We start from the raw sequence: 18,137 nt of genomic DNA, 5'->3' as shown, positions 1-18,137 counted from the left end.
AATTATGCACCGCCCATATTAAACAACCATAAGGCCAAACCGATAATTAGAATGGTCACAAATACCCATATAAACCAGCCGCCGCTCGCTTTTTTCTCTACATGACCTGCATGAGCAGGGTTGCTGATTTCTTGATCCATCGCATTATTGCCTTCGGTACCAAGATCGCGCGCCTGCCCTAAATTAGCCGTGCCTGAAAACTGTGCACTAGCTGCCTGTTTGGCTTTTAAAACTTCAGGGTCAGCTTCTTCTTGTAACTCTGTTTTTGTCGTTTTGTCGTGTTCGTCTTGGACTGCTGGCTCTTCATGCATTACTGGCTCTTCATGCACTGCTGGCTGCTCTTCTACCACTGGCGCGCTATCAGTAGATGCTGCATGTGATGACTCTGTAGACGTCACAGCTTCTGTTTGGGTTGCTGTTGGTACAGATGTGTCATCTACCCCTTCTGTGGCAACTGGCGTTTCTTCTACTGGCGTAGGCGATGCCGCATCCGCGTCAGACAGTACTTCATCAATCCCTGTTTCTTTGACAACTGGCTCTGTAGCAACGGCTTCTTCAGTAACTGGTTCTTCAACAGCTGGTTCTTCAACAGCCGGTTCAACGGTTTCGTGCGTAGGGGTTACTGATTCTTCGGTCATATCTGAGCCGGCATCTACAGATAAAGATTCTACAGGTACAGTATCATCTGTAGCAGGCAACATTTCTTCGATGCCAGTCTCTTTGATCACTGGCTCATTAACTGTTTGCTCTATGATCGGCTCTTCCTCAAGAACGCTTTCCTCAATTATCTGCTCTTCAGTCACAGGCTCACTAGCAGTAGTTTCCAGCACGGCAGCTGTGTCAGCATTTTCATGTGCATCTGCTACTAACTCCTCTGTGGTCACTGGCGCAGCAGATGCCTGTACTTGAAAGCTAAAACTTGCAAAGCCAAGCGTATCATTTGCTTTGAGATGACTAGATTCATTACCTGCAATACGTTGCTCATTAATAAACGTACCATTAGAAGAGTCTAAGTCTTTTACGTACAGCTGACCGTCTAACACACTGAGTACCGCGTGATTGCGAGAAACCTGCTTGCTACCTAGGACTACGTCGTTATCACTACCACGACCTATAGATAAGCTATCACTAACCGTCAGTGTTAGGTCACCTAGCGCTTCGGTCAATGCATTCAGCTGCCAAGTTGTACTTGCTGCCGTATTCGTACTTTCTGTCTCGTTTGTCATGTTATAACTCCTTATTTTTCTATTGAATATCCAATGATGCTAAAAATAATAACTCTAAAATATTACTGCCAATTTATGATAAGTATTGTCGCTATTTCTTTAATGATATTTGCCTAGTACGGTTTATTAAGTACTTTCCTCAAACACCATACAGTATTTACTTTGGTATAAAGTGAGGTTTTATAACTTTGTCGAGCTTGTTATAGGGGATATTAAGGACAGGCATACCGTAAGCGTATGGACCGATAGAATAATGCTGATAACGAATGCTAACGCCTGTATCTGTCAAAGTCACATTATTGAACAACGTAAATGGCCAGTTTTTCTCATAACTGCTCACATCTTCAGCAACCGTTTTAACCCATCCTTTATACGCATCATAGGCAAGTGCCTCAAAACGAGGTTTTTTACCTGAGATAAGCATGTCGTCAAGCGTGACTTGCTTTTTGGTACTTGGGTCAAATACTAGGTACTCGCTATAAGGCATGCCGTGTGCACCGCCCGTATAGACATAGGAACTAATCTCAAACAGTTCAAACTCATCGACATGACCTAGATAATTGGGCGTTACCATCAGATTATAACCCCACGACACATCATCAGGCATATCTTGGAATTGCGAGCTCACAAAGCTATCAAGAGCATCTTTAACTTCTTTTTCGCTGATTTTACCCTTAATAGGTGCTGACTCTGTCATCTGACTATTGGCGACTAAGTTATCGATACGGGCATTGGTAATCTCATCTATCCAGTTTTGACTGCTTTTAAGATATTTAACTTCAATCTCTGGACAGTTATCACGCTTGTCACACGTCTCTTGTATATTACTGGGTAGTTGATACGGTAGATATTCCGTGCTGCTAATAAAGCTTCCTGCATTTACCGACATACTAACGGCACTTAACAATAGGCTGCCAGTCAACATAGCAATTGAACTTCTCTGGCTTATCTTTATCGAAAATAGATCAGCCGATATAGATTTATCATCAGTTTGAGTCGTAGTGTGCATATGTCCTCTTTTACAAATATAAAATGCCATTTAATATTCTACCGTAACAATTGCAATGTATTGTAGGAAGACTGTTCACGTTTTTGAGGTGGTGTAAGCGAACGGTTATCTGATTCTTACTATTTAAGTCATAAATACAGGCAATAAAAAAGACACGGCTGGCGTGTCTTAATCAATAAACGATATGAGCGTATAAATAAATTTAATGTTCGCGAGTGCTACTAAAAGTCACTTCTGGATAGCGGTCTTGCATCAGCTGTAGATTAACCCGTGATGGCGCAAGATAGGTTAGATAACCGCCCCCATCTAATGATAATTGGTCATGGGCTTTTTTCTTGAACTTCGCCAATGCTACTTCATCATCGCAATGAATCCAGCGTACCGTAGCTATCGATACTGGCTCAAAAGTACATTGAACTTTGTACTCTTCTTTTAGACGATGCGCGACCACCTCAAACTGTAGGACACCGACCGCACCCAAAACCAAATCATTGTTAATCTGCGGCATAAAGACCTGCGTTGCACCCTCTTCACTTAACTGCTGCAGGCCTTTTTGCAGGGCTTTTGATTTGAGCGGATCTTTTAGTACCACACGGCGGAACAATTCAGGGGCGAAATGCGGAATACCCGTAAAGCTTAACTCTTCGCCCTCAGTGAAGCTATCACCGATAGAGATGGTGCCATGGTTATGCAAACCAATGATATCACCCGGATAGGCTTCTTCTAGTGCCTCGCGGTCACCTGCTAAAAAGGTCAAAGCATCGGCAATACGTACGTCTTTACCCAGACGCACATGCTTCATTTTCATGCCCTTTTCGTACTTACCAGAGCACACTCTCAAGAACGCAATACGGTCACGGTGACGCGGATCCATATTGGCCTGAATCTTAAAGACAAAGCCCGTAAAATCTGTCTCGGTGGCTGATACTTCACGCTCAGTCGTTGGATGGGCTTTTGGCGGCGGTGCATATTTAACCAAGGTATCAAGTACCATGTTTACCCCAAAGTTACCCAATGCCGTGCCAAACAATACTGGCGTCATCTCGCCAGCCAAAAATGCTTCAACACTGAACTCTTCTAGCGCCATCTGTACCAGCTCAAGCGACTCTTCGAAAGCGTCAAACATCAACTGTCCTAGACGCTCACGGATATCTGGATAATCGTAGCCTTCACGAGTCTCAGAAACCGTCATCTTGCCGCCATTACCTTTTTCATAAAAGTAAGTTTTATTTTCAGTCAAATGATAGACGCCAATGAAGTCTTGACCCATACCGATAGGCCAAGTCACTGGAATACATTTGATTTTTAGAACGGCTTCGATTTCGCTAAGCAACTCAAGCGGCTCACGAATCTGACGATCTAGCTTGTTGACGAATGAGATGATAGGTGTATCGCGCATACGACACACTTCCATCAGCTTGATGGTTCGTTCTTCCACACCTTTTGCACCATCGACCATCATCAGCGCACTATCTACTGCGGTCAAAGTACGGTAAGTATCTTCACTAAAGTCGGCGTGACCTGGGGTATCTAGTAGGTTGACCATATGGTCTTTATACGGAAACTGCATGACAGACGTCGTAATCGAGATACCACGCTCTTGCTCCATGCTCATCCAATCTGAGGTTGCATGACGATCCGTCTTACGGCCTTTTACTTCGCCCACTACCTGAATCGCTTGACCCCACAACAGGAGTTTTTCGGTCATGGTGGTCTTACCAGCATCGGGATGCGAGATAATGGCAAAGGTGCGGCGCTTAGCAACTTCTTTGTTTAATTTCTTTGGATCTACGCTCATAATTTTCAGCTTCAACAGTTATGTGATTTAGAAGTGACTCTAAATAAATAAAATAAATAATGGGCGTATTGTAGCGGATTTAGCATCAGGGTGCAGAATTAGCGTATAAAAAAACACGCTCCGTTATTTCAACGAAGCGTGTTTTTGGGCTTTTAAATTGCGATCGTCATGCTTAATTAGCACGACTAATAGTCATCCATTCATCTCAATAGTAGCGTTCTATTTGCTCAGCCAAGAAGTCGCCAGCTACCTCATTGACGATTGTACAATCAACTACGTCAAAACGACTGTCTGTGTTCGGGTCGGTGCTACCCTTGGCGACATAGTTTGCTTCATAAACGTCCTTTCCGTACTCAACACCGCTATATTCATAAGCAGGCTGATCATCATACTCAAAAAACATAACTTGCGCGGCTTGTTGCTGATTGCCTACGCCCACTCCGAACTGAGAGGTTCTATGATCCCTATCTGCACTAAAGCGAGTTTTGGCCACTTCAATCCACCTTTCTATTGAAGCGTAACCAGTCTTGTTTTTCTCATTAAATGCCAAAAACGAACGCTCGCTGGTTACCACAGGGATATAACAAACCGACCCTTCAGGAAAAGCAACATTGGTCGGAATTTCAGAATAGTTGTTTAAGTCGGTAATAATACCGTATCTATTGTTCACGTTTGTACTAGCAACATAGCTGTTCGCACGCAGCCCTGATAAGTTAAGCGTCTTATAAGTGGTTTGGTAGTCTAGCTGGTTGTTGGTATTTTTTTCATAAATGGGGCGTTTGACCGTCCGACCATTAACCTCGATGTCTTTATTTTCAAGTCGACCTTCGAAATCATCTGCTAGCACGGTTCTGTCTAAATCATTCAGGCTTTGATTGCTATAACTGTTGATGAGATTGGTTGTTTTGATCTCGCGCGCACCAGTACGATACGTTTCATCAATTCGCGCAATTGCCGTAGCATTGGCTTTGCTATCGTAACTATTAGCAAAGCTTGTCAATGTAATCTTGCTACTAGCCGTCCCATAAGCGCCGTCTTCTTCTTCGCACCCTATCAAAGCAAGCGTCGTCAAAAAGCAAACACTAGGTATCGCAATCCATCTATTCATCAAACAATGTCCTTATGATTCAGATTTCTATTATCCGTACTGATAACGTATATATGGCTCATTACCGCTATTGTACCTCTTTGGCGACTGTACGATAAGCTTGTAAATCTAGAAACGAATAAAACTGTGCGCAAAATCTCATTTACAAACTAGCAGTATATATTTACTCTCTATGCACTGAGCTGCGTGAGCGATTTGTTATGCTAGGTTTCATATTAAGACTTACCACTCAACTATAAACATAAAAACTCACAACAAAGGATGTGTCATGAAATCTCTATATTCTACCAAATCTACTGTTACTGGCGGTCGCATGGGTACAGCAACCTTAAGCGATAGTGATCTTGAAATCAATATGGTACCACCAGGCGGTAATGAAAAAGGTAATAATCCTGAGCAATTGCTCGCTATGGGTTATGGTGCTTGTTTTGATGGCGCTTTAGGCGTAGTCAAAAAAATGGAAAGCGCAACATTTGGCTCAACTGTTGAGACCTCTGTAGATCTATTACAAGGTGACAACCACGAATATAAGCTTGCCGTAAAAATTCACGTCATCGCTGATAATACAGATTTATCTGCTGACGAGATCCAAAAATTGGTCGAAAAAGCGCATGAAGTATGCCCATATTCGAAAGCGACCAGCGGTAACATCGATGTTGAAGTCTCTTCAGAAGTAAAATAACGCATTCAAAGACTCGTTATCAACGTCTATTAAATGACAAGTAGTCGATAGTCATCCAATACCAAAAGAACTCAGATTATCTGGGTTCTTTTTTTGTTTTTAGCAATTTGTTTGTCCTAGACATAAAATATCGAAAACTCCAATATAGATTTCAATAAAAAAGAACACGATAGAACATCTCGTAACGGTTAAGCAGTTCGGCACGCGCTAATTTTATCGTTATAATAAGCGTATATATTTTTATCTAATAGCTGATAAGTGACTTTTATGACTGATGACATAGCTGACAATACCACCGATAACGACCACAACTCTCACCAAGCGCTTGACCCCAAAGCATTACCGAACTTCGATAGCATGCCTAACGTGGCGCTGATGGATACCAGTCATGTAGACAAAGATCAGCCGCCTTTTATTTTGGTTGATGGTTCCTATTATCTGTTCCGCACTTATCACGCCTTGCCAAAAACCATGCAAAACTCGCAGGGCTTAATCACCAATGCGATACGCGGTACACTCAACGCACTACTAAAGCTGATGCGTCGCTATCACCCTACTCATATGGCTGTTTGCTTCGATACCAAATCACCGACTTTTCGCCATCATATGTCTGCTGATTACAAGGCTGCTCGTCCGCCCATCGATGTCGAGCTAGTAGAGCAAATCCCTTATATTCATCGTTTGGTCACTGCATTGGGTATTCCACTGTTGCGTATCGAGGGTGCAGAAGCGGACGATATCATCGGTACACTTGCCCATCGTGCTGTCGAGCAAGGCCATCATGTGGTCATCTCAACAGGTGATAAAGACATGATGCAGCTGGTCAACGACTGTGTGATACTGGAAGACAGCTTTACAGGTAAAGTCACGGATACACCAGCGGTAATCGACAAGTTTGGTATCAATCCAAATCAAATGATCGATTTCTTAACGCTAATGGGTGATGCCTCTGACGGTATTAAAGGCGTACCTGGTATCGGTAAAAAGACCGCTAAAGACCTACTTGTTGAGTATGGTGATATCGAAAACATGCTTAAGCATATTGGCTTTATCAAAGGTCGTGGGGCGAAGGGTCTGATTGAGCATGCTGACGATATTCCTTTTAACAGAAAGCTTGCTACTATCGTCACTAACTTAGCCATCGGTCAAGATTGGAATGATCTAAAAATCAATACCGATCCTTGTGCGCATATAGATGAATTGCGCGACTTATATAATGAGCTTGAGTTTAGAAATGAGCTGGCATCACTCGATCACCCAAATCACCCTGCCAATGGTTCTAAAAGTGTTGTTGATAGCCAAGCCTATACTGAATCACAGGCGCAGGTGGCAAAATCGCTCCAATCCACCAAGAGCGACAACATCAAAGACAGCGCTAATCATGATAAAGCATGGCACACTGTACTCGATGAGCCAGCGTTTGATAGCTTGGTCGAGTTGTTAGAAGCTGCTCCGCATTTTGTCATTGATACCGAAACCACTAGCGTTCATTGGCGTGATGCACAAATTGTTGGTTTATCCTTTGCGTTGCAAGCACACGAAGCGTATTACATTCCTCTTACGCATAGCCTAGAAGGTGATGAGCTAATAGCCAAGCAGCTTGATCGTGATACGGTATTAGCTCGCTTAAAACCTGTCTTAGAGAACCCAAATATCGGTAAAATCGGTCAGCATCTAAAGTACGATGCGCACATCCTCGCTCACTACGATATCGACCTAGTTGGCGCCATACATGAGCAGCCAAATAACTGGGCAATGGATACGATGCTTGCCAGCTATGTCATCAATGCGGCAGCTGCTCGCCACGGTATGGATGATTTGGCACGTCATTATTTGCAGACGCAAACCATCAGCTTTGAAGATGTGGCAGGTAAAGGCGCTAAGCAAGTTACTTTTGATCAAGTGGCTATCGATATCGCGAGCGATTATGCTTGTGAAGATGCTGATATCACCTATCAATTATTTGACGTGTTCAGCGTTGAGCTGGCTAATGATGCCAATAATGCCAAATTACTACACGAGCTAGAAATTCCAACGGCAGAGATACTTTGCCAAATGGAAGCGCATGGTATTTTGATTAAACGCTCCTTTTTAAACGAACTATCAAAACGCTTCGATGAAGAAATTATAGCCTTAGAAAAACGCGCCTATGAAGTGGCAGGTGAAGAGTTTAACTTAGGCTCTCCTAAGCAGCTCGGTGAGATGCTGTTTGAAAAGCTAGGCGTTGCTGGTGGCAAAAAAACCAAGTCTGGTCAATACTCAACTGGTGAGGCGGTACTATCAAAAATCGATCATCCATTGGTTGATATTACGCTAGAGTATCGTGGATTATCTAAGCTCAAAAGTACTTATACTGATGCGCTTGATAATGTCGCGGATAGCGAAACCGATCGCGTGCATACTAGCTACCATCAGGCATTAACGAGCACTGGGCGTTTGTCATCGACAGATCCTAACTTACAAAACATCCCCATTCGTACGGCGACTGGTCGCTTAATTCGTCAAGCCTTTATCGCCCCAAAAGGTCGCGTTATTTTAGCCGCCGATTATTCACAAATTGAATTGCGTTTAATGGCGCATTTCTCAGGTGATAAAAACCTAACCCATGCCTTTAACGAAGGGTTAGATATTCACGCGGCCACCGCTGCCGAAGTACTTGGTAAAGATGTTGCAGACGTCACCTCAACCGAACGTCGTAATGCTAAAGCCATCAACTTTGGTTTGCTATACGGGATGAGTGCCTTTGGACTTGCCAAGCAGCTACAGATGAGCCGCGGCGAAGCACAAGACTATATCGATATGTACTTTGAGCGCTATCCAGGTGTCAAAAACTATATGATCAATACGCGTGCAAGTGCTTATGAACAAGGCTATGTCGAGACGATATTGGGCCGTAAGCTCTATACGCCTGATATCAATCATAGTAATCGTATGGTCAAGCAAGGTGCTGAGCGCGCGGCGATTAACGCGCCACTACAAGGCTCTGCTGCCGATTTAATCAAGCTTGCCATGATTGCGGTTGATCAAGTATTGCCAAAAGAGCAGGCTAAAATGCTGCTACAGGTTCACGATGAACTGGTGTTCGAAGTGGATGCCGATAAAGTAGACGAAGTTAGCCAGCTGATTACTGATGCTATGCAAGATGTATTGACGACTACAGCAGTAGAAAAAGGCTGGAATGTCGACTTTGCAGTGCCTTTATTAGTCGAGACCGATAGCGGTCAAAACTGGGATGAGGCACATTAATCACTCACTGCCACTTAATCAAGAGTGCAAGGTATGATTATCGATGTACCTTGCAAATATGAGAGTTTTTGATAACTGATACTACAATAAGTCATTATATATTGTTTATATTAACAATCACTTATGACCAGTTAGTTATATTTCATAACAATAATATCTGGGTACGGGGTTTATAATAGGTCATCTGTTAAACCCTAACTATTCGATATTTTTGCTTTAAAGTGAGCCTTTGGGTTCACTTTTTTGTTTTTAACACATTCTTTTTGATACGCAGGAGTCATTTATCTTGAGTTCAGATGGCATCATCGAAATCCCTGGCATTATACTTTTGATAATATGCCTATTGCGCAGTTCACAATATGTTATGAAAAGTCATGTCAAACAAATTAAGGCTTTTTGGCTAGCAGCAGTACTTATATTTGTCGCTGTCATTCGTCGAGAGTTGAACTATCTACCAGACTTACTGGTTCCAAGCGATTTTTTGATGCTTGGTCAGTCTTATGACTGGTGGGAGGACAGCGTCCTTACCGTTATTTATCTCGTCGCGCTTGGTTTGCTGGTCTACTCAAGGCATTACCTATGGGCAGTGCTAAAAAACGTGCCAGTTTCACTCTATCTTAGCGTTACTGTACTGGCTATCATTCAGTACATGGGCGAGAACGCTATTATGTTCCCACATACATTTGGTGAAATTGTCGAAGAGCTGGCTGAAACTGCCATTTATGGTATTGCCTTGACCTATTTATGGCGATTTAAACTGGCTGACTATCAGTCATGTCTAGTACAGAAGTTAAATTACAAGTTCGACCACGCCAATAATTAACACTATAAGTTTTATTTCTTATGTAGCGACTTTGCTATCTTACAAAGATTTAGCACAAATTTTATAAATAATTACGGCTACTCATTTTGAGTAGCCGTTTTATGTTCTAATTATCGTCTTACATTTTTTGAACATCCTGTCACACCTTACTACTAGTGAAAAGTTGAATAAGCGTACAAACTGAGAAGCATATTATTTACATTGCAATGAGCGATGACTTTAACAAGTCAGCGCGATATTTTTATTTTTAATGATGGCGACATCTAATAACTACAATAAGGAATTATTCATGGAAAACTCAAAAAACCCACTACCAGAAAAGATGGATCATATTGACGGTAATCGTCGTGACAATAATGACAGCGTCGATAACTTAGATAACACCAATCAGGATGAACAAGACAACCAATTGGTCGATTTGGACAATCCTATGCTGCATACTATTGATAACGATGATGTGATTGATAATAGTGCGGGATTCAACAATTCAGAAGTCGGTAGTGATGCGACCCAAGGACTAACACCTGCGCATCGTCAAAATATCGATGAGTCTCGTGTCGATGAGATTTTGGTTCAAGACAACCTTGATGACAGCGATTATCCAGATGCGATGGATATTGTGGATAGAGAAGCGGCCGAACGTAGCAACGATGATGATTTTTAGAACTTAATACGATTGTTGATCTACCTCTCTAAACCAAAAAAGCACGCTTAACTATATTAAGCGTGCTTTTTTGGTTTTACTATTCAACTTACTGAAACAGCGACTCTCGATTGTCTAAACCCAGCCCCCTAACGTGCCAGCCCAACCTTTTACTAGAGGCAAGCTCAACGCTTCAAGCAATTCAATATGTGTCTCATCAAGGTTTAATGCAGGAATATAATGATACTCTTGCCCGCCAGCATTAAGGAAGTTGTCACGGTTTTCAATGGCTAGCTCCTCTAATGTTTCTAGACAATCTGCTGAAAACGCTGGACTGATCACCTGTACCGAGCGCACACCTGACTGACCCCAATCTTCCAACACCACATCGGTATATGGCTTGACCCACTCCTGCTTACCAAAGCGTGACTGAAAACTGATAATCCATTCGTCATCGTTCAGGCCAAGTTCATGTGCCACTTGCGCAGCGGTACATTTACAACGTTTAGGATAAGGATCGCCTTTATCAGCATAAGGCTGCGGAATACCATGAAAACTAAACATCAATTTTTCAGGCTTGCCATGCTTCTCTTGAAAACGGCGAATAGAGTTGGCCAATGCTTGAATATATAGCGGATGGGCAAAGTAGTCTTTGACAATCGTATAATTTGGCAAATTGCGTTGCTTGAGCGTCCACTTCGTCAGCGCATCATATACCGCACCGCCTGAAGAGGCAGAGTACTGCGGAAACAATGGCAGTATAACAAAGTGATCAACCCCCTCACCACGTAGCGCATCCATGACGTCAGGCAAACCAGGATTACCATAGCTCATCGCAGGATGCACAGAGACACGAAATGGTGCCACACTATTAGCCAAACGTGGTTCTAATAGCTCAACTTGGCTTTTTAGTATTTTACGAATCGGTGAGTCACCTTCCCAGATACTGGCGTAAGCCTTTGCTACGCGCTTAGGACGACTTGGCAAGACAAATAGATTCAGAATAATAGCCCATAGGAATTTGGGAATCTCAATCACTCGTGGGTCTGACAAAAACTGTTTGAGGTAGCGACGTACGGCAGGTGCCGTTGGCTCATCTGGTGTACCAAGATTCACTAACAAAACGGCAATACGTGGGGGCAATTTAGGTTTCATAGCAGCACTTTATTAGCAGTAAGTTATTAAGGGTGAGGTCAAAATAATAAGAGACGATACTGTTAAGACACAGTTGAATGAACACCTTATTAGTGTAGCATTTTATCCATTAATGGCGCGGGCTAAAAGCGCCCCTATACAATTTGATACGCAGTTGCTATTTATTAACTCTTGATTACTTGATGCTAGCGACTTGTTCATTATTTGCCTATGGCGAATTTTACATACAAACTATGATCGATACGCTCGAAAGCCGCGCTCGACGGTTGTACTCCAACGCGCATCACCATACAATAGGCAGGCCCAGTTTATAAAAACCGTGTAGGTAAAATAGCCTGTTAACAACGTGCCATTTTGCTTTTATTTTATTGATGATTGTAGTCTTGCGAGGTAGCTTTGAACGCACGCTCTGATAATACCAGTGAACAGCATCCTAATTCACAACCTCACCCTAATAGCTCAGCCAATACTGACAGTGCTGTAGGGTCTGTGGGTATCGTTACGCCTCAGAATTTTCATTTTGCTGAGCCCTTAACGTTAGAATGCAACCGTACCCTACCCTCGTTTGACTTGATGGTAGAGACTTACGGTACGCTCAATAGCGACAAATCAAATGCAATTCTGATTTGCCACGCGTTATCGGGCAATCATCATGCAGCTGGCTTCCATAGCGCTGATGACAAAAAAGCAGGCTGGTGGGACAATATGATTGGCCCTAATAAAGCGATTGATACCAATCAGTTCTATGTAGTATGTGTCAATAATATCGGCAGCTGTTTTGGTTCAACAGGGCCTACCACTATTAACCCTGATAGCGTTGGTTCGGACAGCCTTGATGCAAATAGTAGCAATGAGCCACAAGTGTATGGCCCTGATTTCCCGCTGATCACGATTAAAGACTGGGTAAAAACCCAAGCAATGCTCTCAGATCGTCTAGGCATTGACGTTTGGCACGCCATTGTCGGCGGCTCAATGGGCGGTATGCAAGCGCTACAATGGTCTGTTGATTATCCAGAGCGATTAAAGCGCTGTGTGGTTATCGCCAGTACGCCAAAGCTATCTGCTCAAAATATCGCCTTTAACGAAGTAGCGCGCCAATCTATATTATCCGATCCTGACTTTAAAGATGGTCGCTATATACAAGAAGGCACTTACCCTCGCCGCGGACTAATATTAGCGCGTATGGTTGGACATATTACCTATTTAACTGATGACGCGATGAAAGCAAAATTTGGTCGTGATTTAAAATCTGGCAAATTTATGTACGGCTACGATGTCGAGTTTCAGGTCGAAAGCTACCTACGCTATCAAGGCGAGCGCTTTAGTGAAAACTTCGATGCCAATACCTATCTGCTCATGACCAAAGCCTTAGATTACTTTGATCCGACGCGCGACTATCCAATACGCGACTATCCATCAACGGTAGCAAAAGATACTACAGAGTCGACAGTGCAAATAGAAGACTCAATCGCGGCCTCAGTCGAGTCTAGCAAAGCCAATGCACAGAATGAGCTAGAAGATGCAGTAGCGACGATTGAAGATATTGAGTCTGATCGTCAGCAAGAGCTTTCTGCGCTCAAAGCGGCCTTTGCCCATACACAATGCCAGTATCTGGTCGTATCATTTACCACTGACTGGCGTTTTGCACCTGAGCGCTCGCAAGAGATTGTCGATGCACTGATGGCCACTGGCAAACCAGTCAGTTATATCAATATTGACGCGCCGCACGGACATGATTCTTTCTTGTTTGATATTCCTCGCTACATGGGTGCGGTTAAAGGATTTTTGACTGCGCCATTTATCACCCCTAGCCGCCCAGTCACAGGAGAGCGCTCATGAGAATGGATCATCAACTGGCAGAGCGCTGGATTGCGCCACAAGCACATGTACTGGACTTAGGTTGTGGTAATGGCGAGCTGCTTGCCCACTTACAACAGAAACTAGGCGTGACAGGTTACGGACTAGAGATTGATGAAGACAAAATCAATGAGGCGATTGGTAATGGCTTGTCAATTGTCGAGCAGGACCTGAACGATGGTCTAGCGCGCTTTGCTGATAACAGCTTTGATACGGTCGTCATGGCACGTGCCCTACAAGCAGTAAAAGCACCTGACGAGTTGTTGCTTGATATGCTGAGAGTCGCTCGTGAAGCAGTCATTACCTTCCCTAACTTTGCGCATTGGCAAAACCGCATTCATTTAGGGCTTAAAGGTATGATGCCTGTCTCTGAAGCGCTGCCTTACGAATGGTACAACACGCCAAACATTCACCTATGTACTTTCAAAGATTTTGAGCTGTTATGTGCGCAGCATGATATTCATATTATTAATCGTTTTGCGGTTAGTGATTCTGAAAAAGGTCATACACCTTTGATGAAGGCGTTAATTAGGCAAGCACCTAATTTATTAGCAGACGTCGCTATCTACCGAGTGACCAAGAAATAACCGATAAATCATCAGCTATCTTTATATTTTATAGACTGCTAAACAGTGCTGTACGTACTGGCATTAACCTTAATAGATTGTTAACTTAATATAAGTTTTTAGTAACTGTCTGATTTTGTTAGGGACAATCAAGTACAAACGTCTATGAGACCTTGTAATTAGTATTTGAGTTTCGTAAGTTTGGGTGTTAAGCTAGCAAAATATTGTCAGCCGCCCCACTATTACGACCGTTTGTCTAATCAGTTAGGGTGAAATCTCTGTTCTAGAGATGACAACCCACTTTTGCTAATGATTAGGTAAGTTCATATCGCAAGATTCCACCTAATTGTTATCGCCGTCTGACTGTCTTTAGCGAGACAATGTTTAGCGGTACAATTTTTTTTGCTTATTAACTGCCTAATTTTGGAGCTGCTATGAAATTATTAAAAGCTGCGTTGTTTACTGCATTATTTTCTTGTGCTGGTTTAGCCAATGCTGAGTTAATATCAAACGTACCGCTTGATACCTCTCGTTTTGAACTTATGCCTGTGAGCGAGTTGTCTAGTCGTGCCGCCCAAGGTAACGATCACGCTCAGTTCTATCTGGCCAAGCGCTTACAAAAAGGTGAAGGTATTGCGCAAAATACCCAACAAGCAATCCAGTGGTATACAAAAGCGGCTCAGCAAGGCGTTGCCCCTGCTCAGCTGAATCTTGCCATCATGTATTTGCGCGGCGAAGGTGTACAGCCTAACTTGCAACAAGCCCGTCTTTGGTTAGAAAAAGCTGCAATGCGTGGCGATAACCGTGCCAGTTACACGCTTGCACTATTGGATGAAAAGCAAAAAAATCTGGTCGATGCCTATAAATGGTATGACTTGGCTGCCCGTGATGGCATGCTAGATGAAAAAGTCCGTAACAAAGCGCGCGGTAAAATTGGTCAGTTGGCATTGAACCTATCAAGTGATGATATCGCCAGTGCTCGTAGCAAAGCGGATACTTGGTTCCAGAGTAAGTAATATCTAGTTTTCGTATTACGAATTGAATATGAAAAAAGCTCAGTATTTTACTGGGCTTTTTTGTTTTTTATAGCAGCAAGCCAAGTAATACAAACTATTCAAAACACTACCAAAATTTGCTACACTACGCGCGCATTAATCAATTCCACAATTGAGATAATGTTATATACTTATCTATTTTTTTATTACCAACGCACTAGGTTTGCGACCTAGCCAGCAGGAGAAAGACATGAGCACCTCTCAAGATAGTAATATCAAAGAAACCGCGATAACTGACAACAATTCAGCCCCTGTATACGATAGTGTGACTAATAATATCGTCGTTGCCGCACTATATAAGTTCACGCGCTTTGCTAATTTTGAGCAATATCGTGAGCCTATCCTAAACACTATGCTCGATAACGATGTAAAAGGCACGTTGTTACTTGCAAGCGAAGGCATTAACGGTACGATTTCTGGTACGCGTCAAGGTATCGATACTGTTCTTGACTACCTGCGTAGTATTGAGGCGATTGGTACGTTTACCTTCAAAGAGTCCTATACTGATGCACAGCCTTTTTATCGCACTAAGGTGAAGCTGAAAAAAGAAATCGTTACTATGGGTGTAGAGAATATCGATCCATTGGAATCGGTTGGTCGTTATGTAAAACCAAGCGAGTGGAATGCGTTAATTTCAGATCCTGAAGTCACCTTGATCGATACGCGTAACGATTATGAAGTGCAAATCGGCACCTTCCAAAATGCAGTCAACCCAAACACTGAAACTTTCCGTGAGTTTCCAGAATACGTCTCAAAAGAGCTAGATCCAACCAAGCATAAAAAAGTTGCAATGTTCTGTACGGGTGGTATTCGCTGCGAGAAGTCGACTGCCTATTTACGCGAGCAAGGGTTTGAAGAGGTCTATCATCTAGAAGGCGGCATCCTAAAATACCTTGAAGAAGTCCCTGCCAGTGACTCTATGTGGCAAGGCGATTGCTTTGTTTTTGATAATCGAGTTTCGGTCAATCACAACTTAGAAAAAGGCAGCTACGAGCAGTGTTTTGCTTGCCGTATGCCGATCACCGCTGAGGAGATGCAAAGCCCCGCCTATATCAAAGGCGAGTCATGCCCACACTGTATCGACAAAGCGACCGACGAGCAAAAAGCCCGTTTCCGTGAGCGTGAGCACCAAATGCAGCTAGCCAAGAAGCGTGGCGAAGCCCATATCGGTAGTGATGTAATGGATGTAATCGAAAAACGTAAAGCCGCTAAGACGGAAGCTCGTTTACAAGCGGAAGCTGCAAATAACGCCAAAGCCAACTAAACTTAGCATTAGTACAATAAAAAAGAAGTGAAACAAAAAAGAGAGGCTCTAATCAATAGAACCTCTCTTTTTTTATGACAAATCTTCAATGCGTATCAAAACTAATAGCACCGATATAGTTAATCCAATTTGAAAGCGGATTGACTATATTAAAATAAGATACGTACGCGGATAGTCTCTTCTACATCTTTTAATTGGTCTAGTGCAGCGGTCGAATCATTGTAATCGACATCCATCACTAGATAACCAACATCACCTTCTGTCATCAGGCTCTGTGCTAGGATGTTGATGCCAGCTTCAGCAAATAGGCGGTTAATCTGAGACAGTACGCCTGGCACGTTTTTGTGAATGTGTAGTAGACGATGCGAGTTTTCTTTGAACGGAATAGAAACTTCTGGGAAGTTCACAGCCGTCGCCGTATCACCTTGGTCAGAGTATCTAACAAACTTATCTGCTACTTCTAGTCCGATATTGGCCTGTGCTTCTTGTGTTGAACCACCGATATGCGGCGTCAAAATCACATTGTCAAACTTACGTAGTGGTGACTCAAACTCTTCGTCAGCTGATTTTGGCTCTTTCGGGAACACATCGATAGCTGCGCCCAAGATTTTACCAGACTCAAGCGCATCCGCTAGATCATCAATCTCAACACACGTACCGCGAGCCGCATTGATAAAGTAGCTGCCTTCTTTCATCTGAGCGAACTGCTCAGCTTTCATCATATAGCGAGTGCTTGGTACATCAGGTACATGCAATGTCACGATATCAGCCGTTGATAATAGCTCTTCTAAGCTACCAACTTGTACCGCGTTACCTAGTGGCAATTTGGTCACAGCATCATGATAAATGACTTTCATACCGAAGCTTTCTGCCAAAACAGACAGCTGCGAGCCGATAGAGCCATAACCGACGATACCGATAGTCTTGCCGCGCACTTCGTGTGAGTTGGTCGCAGACTTGCCCCAGCCGCCGCGATGTACAGTTGCATTTTTTTCAGGAATACCGCGGTACAGCATAATGGCTTCTGCCAATACTAGCTCAGCTACCGAACGAGTGTTCGAGAATGGCGCGTTAAAGACAGGGATACCAAGATCACGAGCGGCGTCTAGATCTACTTGGTTGGTACCAATACAAAAGCAACCAATGCCGATAAGCTTGTGTGCGTGCTCAAGTACTTCACGCGTCAGCTGAGTGCGTGAACGAATACCGATAAAGTGAGCATCTTTGATCTTTTCAATCAGCTCGTCTTGATCTAAGGCGTGACTGATATTCTCGATGTTGTGGTAACCAGCTCCTTCCAATACTTTTAGGGCATTGTCATGTAGACCTTCAAGCAATAAAAACCGGATTTTGTCTTTTTGTAGTGATAACGCCATATGAGAACTGTCCTATAATTGTTTTATAAGATTACCTGTTGGATAATCTATGATGGATGAAACGAAAACAGTCCCGATATCTTACACAAAATTTGAGGTCGATGTTAGCAGATTAGATGAATTATTGGTTATCAAGCCTGAAAAATTTTTATGCTATAGTGAATTATTCTGTTTGAAACCGCTCGAATCAATTATTTATTACTTACCTCTTCTTATAGGTAAAAATTATCACCCACTTATTACTTCTACGAGCTGACTCACCACTGAATTTATATTTATTTCGCTATATAATAAGCAGTCCCAGCATCGTGCTTACGCCAATATTGAGA

The 18,137-nt window shown here is 43.0% G+C and carries 14 protein-coding genes; 8 read left to right on the top strand and 6 right to left on the bottom strand.

The genetic code is table 11. The features are described from left to right. Positions 1-2: 2 nt before the first annotated feature. The 4 genes from AK824_RS02370 to AK824_RS02355 form a co-directional block, all read right to left on the bottom strand. On the bottom strand, positions 3-1,226 hold the full coding sequence (locus AK824_RS02370; protein WP_057758480.1) for an FHA domain-containing protein: 1,224 nt from the start codon (positions 1,224-1,226) through the stop codon (positions 3-5). Between the two features lie 157 nt (positions 1,227-1,383). Then, on the bottom strand, positions 1,384-2,235 hold the full coding sequence (locus AK824_RS02365; RefSeq protein WP_057758479.1) for a DUF3298 and DUF4163 domain-containing protein: 852 nt from the start codon (positions 2,233-2,235) through the stop codon (positions 1,384-1,386). A gap of 202 nt (positions 2,236-2,437) precedes the next feature. Next, complete coding sequence (locus AK824_RS02360) at positions 2,438-4,033, bottom strand: peptide chain release factor 3 (protein WP_057758477.1); 1,596 nt, start codon at positions 4,031-4,033, stop codon at positions 2,438-2,440. Between the two features lie 205 nt (positions 4,034-4,238). After that, positions 4,239-5,141, bottom strand: a complete 903-nt coding sequence (locus tag AK824_RS02355) for a hypothetical protein (RefSeq protein ID WP_057758475.1) — start codon at positions 5,139-5,141, stop codon at positions 4,239-4,241. 268 nt (positions 5,142-5,409) lie between these two features. On the opposite strand from AK824_RS02355, the gene AK824_RS02350 reads away from it, so the two are divergent. From AK824_RS02350 to AK824_RS02335, 4 genes are all read left to right on the top strand, one after another. After that, complete coding sequence (locus tag AK824_RS02350) at positions 5,410-5,823, top strand: Ohr family peroxiredoxin (protein WP_057758473.1); 414 nt, start codon at positions 5,410-5,412, stop codon at positions 5,821-5,823. Between the two features lie 267 nt (positions 5,824-6,090). Then, complete coding sequence (gene polA, locus AK824_RS02345; RefSeq protein ID WP_057758471.1) at positions 6,091-9,069, top strand: DNA polymerase I; 2,979 nt, start codon at positions 6,091-6,093, stop codon at positions 9,067-9,069. A 364-nt stretch (positions 9,070-9,433) separates the two neighbouring features. Continuing rightward, a complete protein-coding gene (locus AK824_RS02340) occupies positions 9,434-9,892 on the top strand; it encodes a hypothetical protein (protein WP_227511191.1) in 459 nt (152 codons plus the stop codon). Positions 9,893-10,181: 289 nt separating this feature from the next. After that, complete coding sequence (locus AK824_RS02335) at positions 10,182-10,556, top strand: hypothetical protein (protein WP_057758467.1); 375 nt, start codon at positions 10,182-10,184, stop codon at positions 10,554-10,556. A gap of 114 nt (positions 10,557-10,670) precedes the next feature. Here AK824_RS02335 and hemH read toward each other — a convergent pair whose 3' ends face one another. Next, a complete protein-coding gene (gene hemH / locus AK824_RS02330; protein ID WP_057758466.1) occupies positions 10,671-11,690 on the bottom strand; it encodes a ferrochelatase in 1,020 nt (339 codons plus the stop codon). Positions 11,691-12,179: 489 nt separating this feature from the next. On the opposite strand from hemH, the gene metX reads away from it, so the two are divergent. From metX to AK824_RS02310, 4 genes are all read left to right on the top strand, one after another. Continuing rightward, positions 12,180-13,529, top strand: coding sequence for a homoserine O-acetyltransferase MetX (metX, locus tag AK824_RS02325; protein ID WP_057762339.1), 1,350 nt, complete (start codon positions 12,180-12,182; stop codon positions 13,527-13,529). Beyond that, a complete protein-coding gene (metW, locus tag AK824_RS02320) occupies positions 13,526-14,134 on the top strand; it encodes a methionine biosynthesis protein MetW (RefSeq protein WP_057758464.1) in 609 nt (202 codons plus the stop codon). Before metX ends, metW begins: the two co-directional genes overlap by 4 nt. Before the next feature lie 413 nt (positions 14,135-14,547). Beyond that, entirely contained in the window at positions 14,548-15,129 is a 582-nt protein-coding gene (locus tag AK824_RS02315; protein ID WP_057758462.1) for a tetratricopeptide repeat protein, read from the top strand. A 304-nt stretch (positions 15,130-15,433) separates the two neighbouring features. Beyond that, entirely contained in the window at positions 15,434-16,432 is a 999-nt protein-coding gene (locus AK824_RS02310) for an oxygen-dependent tRNA uridine(34) hydroxylase TrhO (protein WP_057762337.1), read from the top strand. A 149-nt stretch (positions 16,433-16,581) separates the two neighbouring features. On the opposite strand, the gene serA is transcribed toward AK824_RS02310, so the two are convergent. After that, entirely contained in the window at positions 16,582-17,808 is a 1,227-nt protein-coding gene (serA, locus tag AK824_RS02305; RefSeq protein ID WP_057758460.1) for a phosphoglycerate dehydrogenase, read from the bottom strand. Positions 17,809-18,137 lie beyond the last annotated feature (329 nt).

This window comes from Psychrobacter sp. P11G3, from assembly GCF_001435845.1.
In the GTDB taxonomy this organism is placed as follows: Bacteria; Pseudomonadota; Gammaproteobacteria; order Pseudomonadales; family Moraxellaceae; genus Psychrobacter.
Note: the sequence above shows the minus strand (reverse complement) of the source record. Positions and strands in the feature narration are given on the sequence as shown.

Coding starts and splice junctions, on each gene's coding strand:
- polA (WP_057758471.1), top strand. CDS start 6,091: ATGACTGATGACATAGCTGACAATACCACCGATAACGACCACAACTCT.
- AK824_RS02350 (WP_057758473.1), top strand. CDS start 5,410: ATGAAATCTCTATATTCTACCAAATCTACTGTTACTGGCGGTCGCATG.
- hemH (WP_057758466.1), bottom strand. CDS start 11,690: ATGAAACCTAAATTGCCCCCACGTATTGCCGTTTTGTTAGTGAATCTT.
- AK824_RS02340 (WP_227511191.1), top strand. CDS start 9,434: ATGAAAAGTCATGTCAAACAAATTAAGGCTTTTTGGCTAGCAGCAGTA.
- AK824_RS02335 (WP_057758467.1), top strand. CDS start 10,182: ATGGAAAACTCAAAAAACCCACTACCAGAAAAGATGGATCATATTGAC.
- serA (WP_057758460.1), bottom strand. CDS start 17,808: ATGGCGTTATCACTACAAAAAGACAAAATCCGGTTTTTATTGCTTGAA.
- AK824_RS02355 (WP_057758475.1), bottom strand. CDS start 5,141: ATGAATAGATGGATTGCGATACCTAGTGTTTGCTTTTTGACGACGCTT.
- AK824_RS02370 (WP_057758480.1), bottom strand. CDS start 1,226: ATGACAAACGAGACAGAAAGTACGAATACGGCAGCAAGTACAACTTGG.
- AK824_RS02360 (WP_057758477.1), bottom strand. CDS start 4,033: ATGAGCGTAGATCCAAAGAAATTAAACAAAGAAGTTGCTAAGCGCCGC.
- AK824_RS02315 (WP_057758462.1), top strand. CDS start 14,548: ATGAAATTATTAAAAGCTGCGTTGTTTACTGCATTATTTTCTTGTGCT.
- metW (WP_057758464.1), top strand. CDS start 13,526: ATGAGAATGGATCATCAACTGGCAGAGCGCTGGATTGCGCCACAAGCA.
- AK824_RS02365 (WP_057758479.1), bottom strand. CDS start 2,235: ATGCACACTACGACTCAAACTGATGATAAATCTATATCGGCTGATCTA.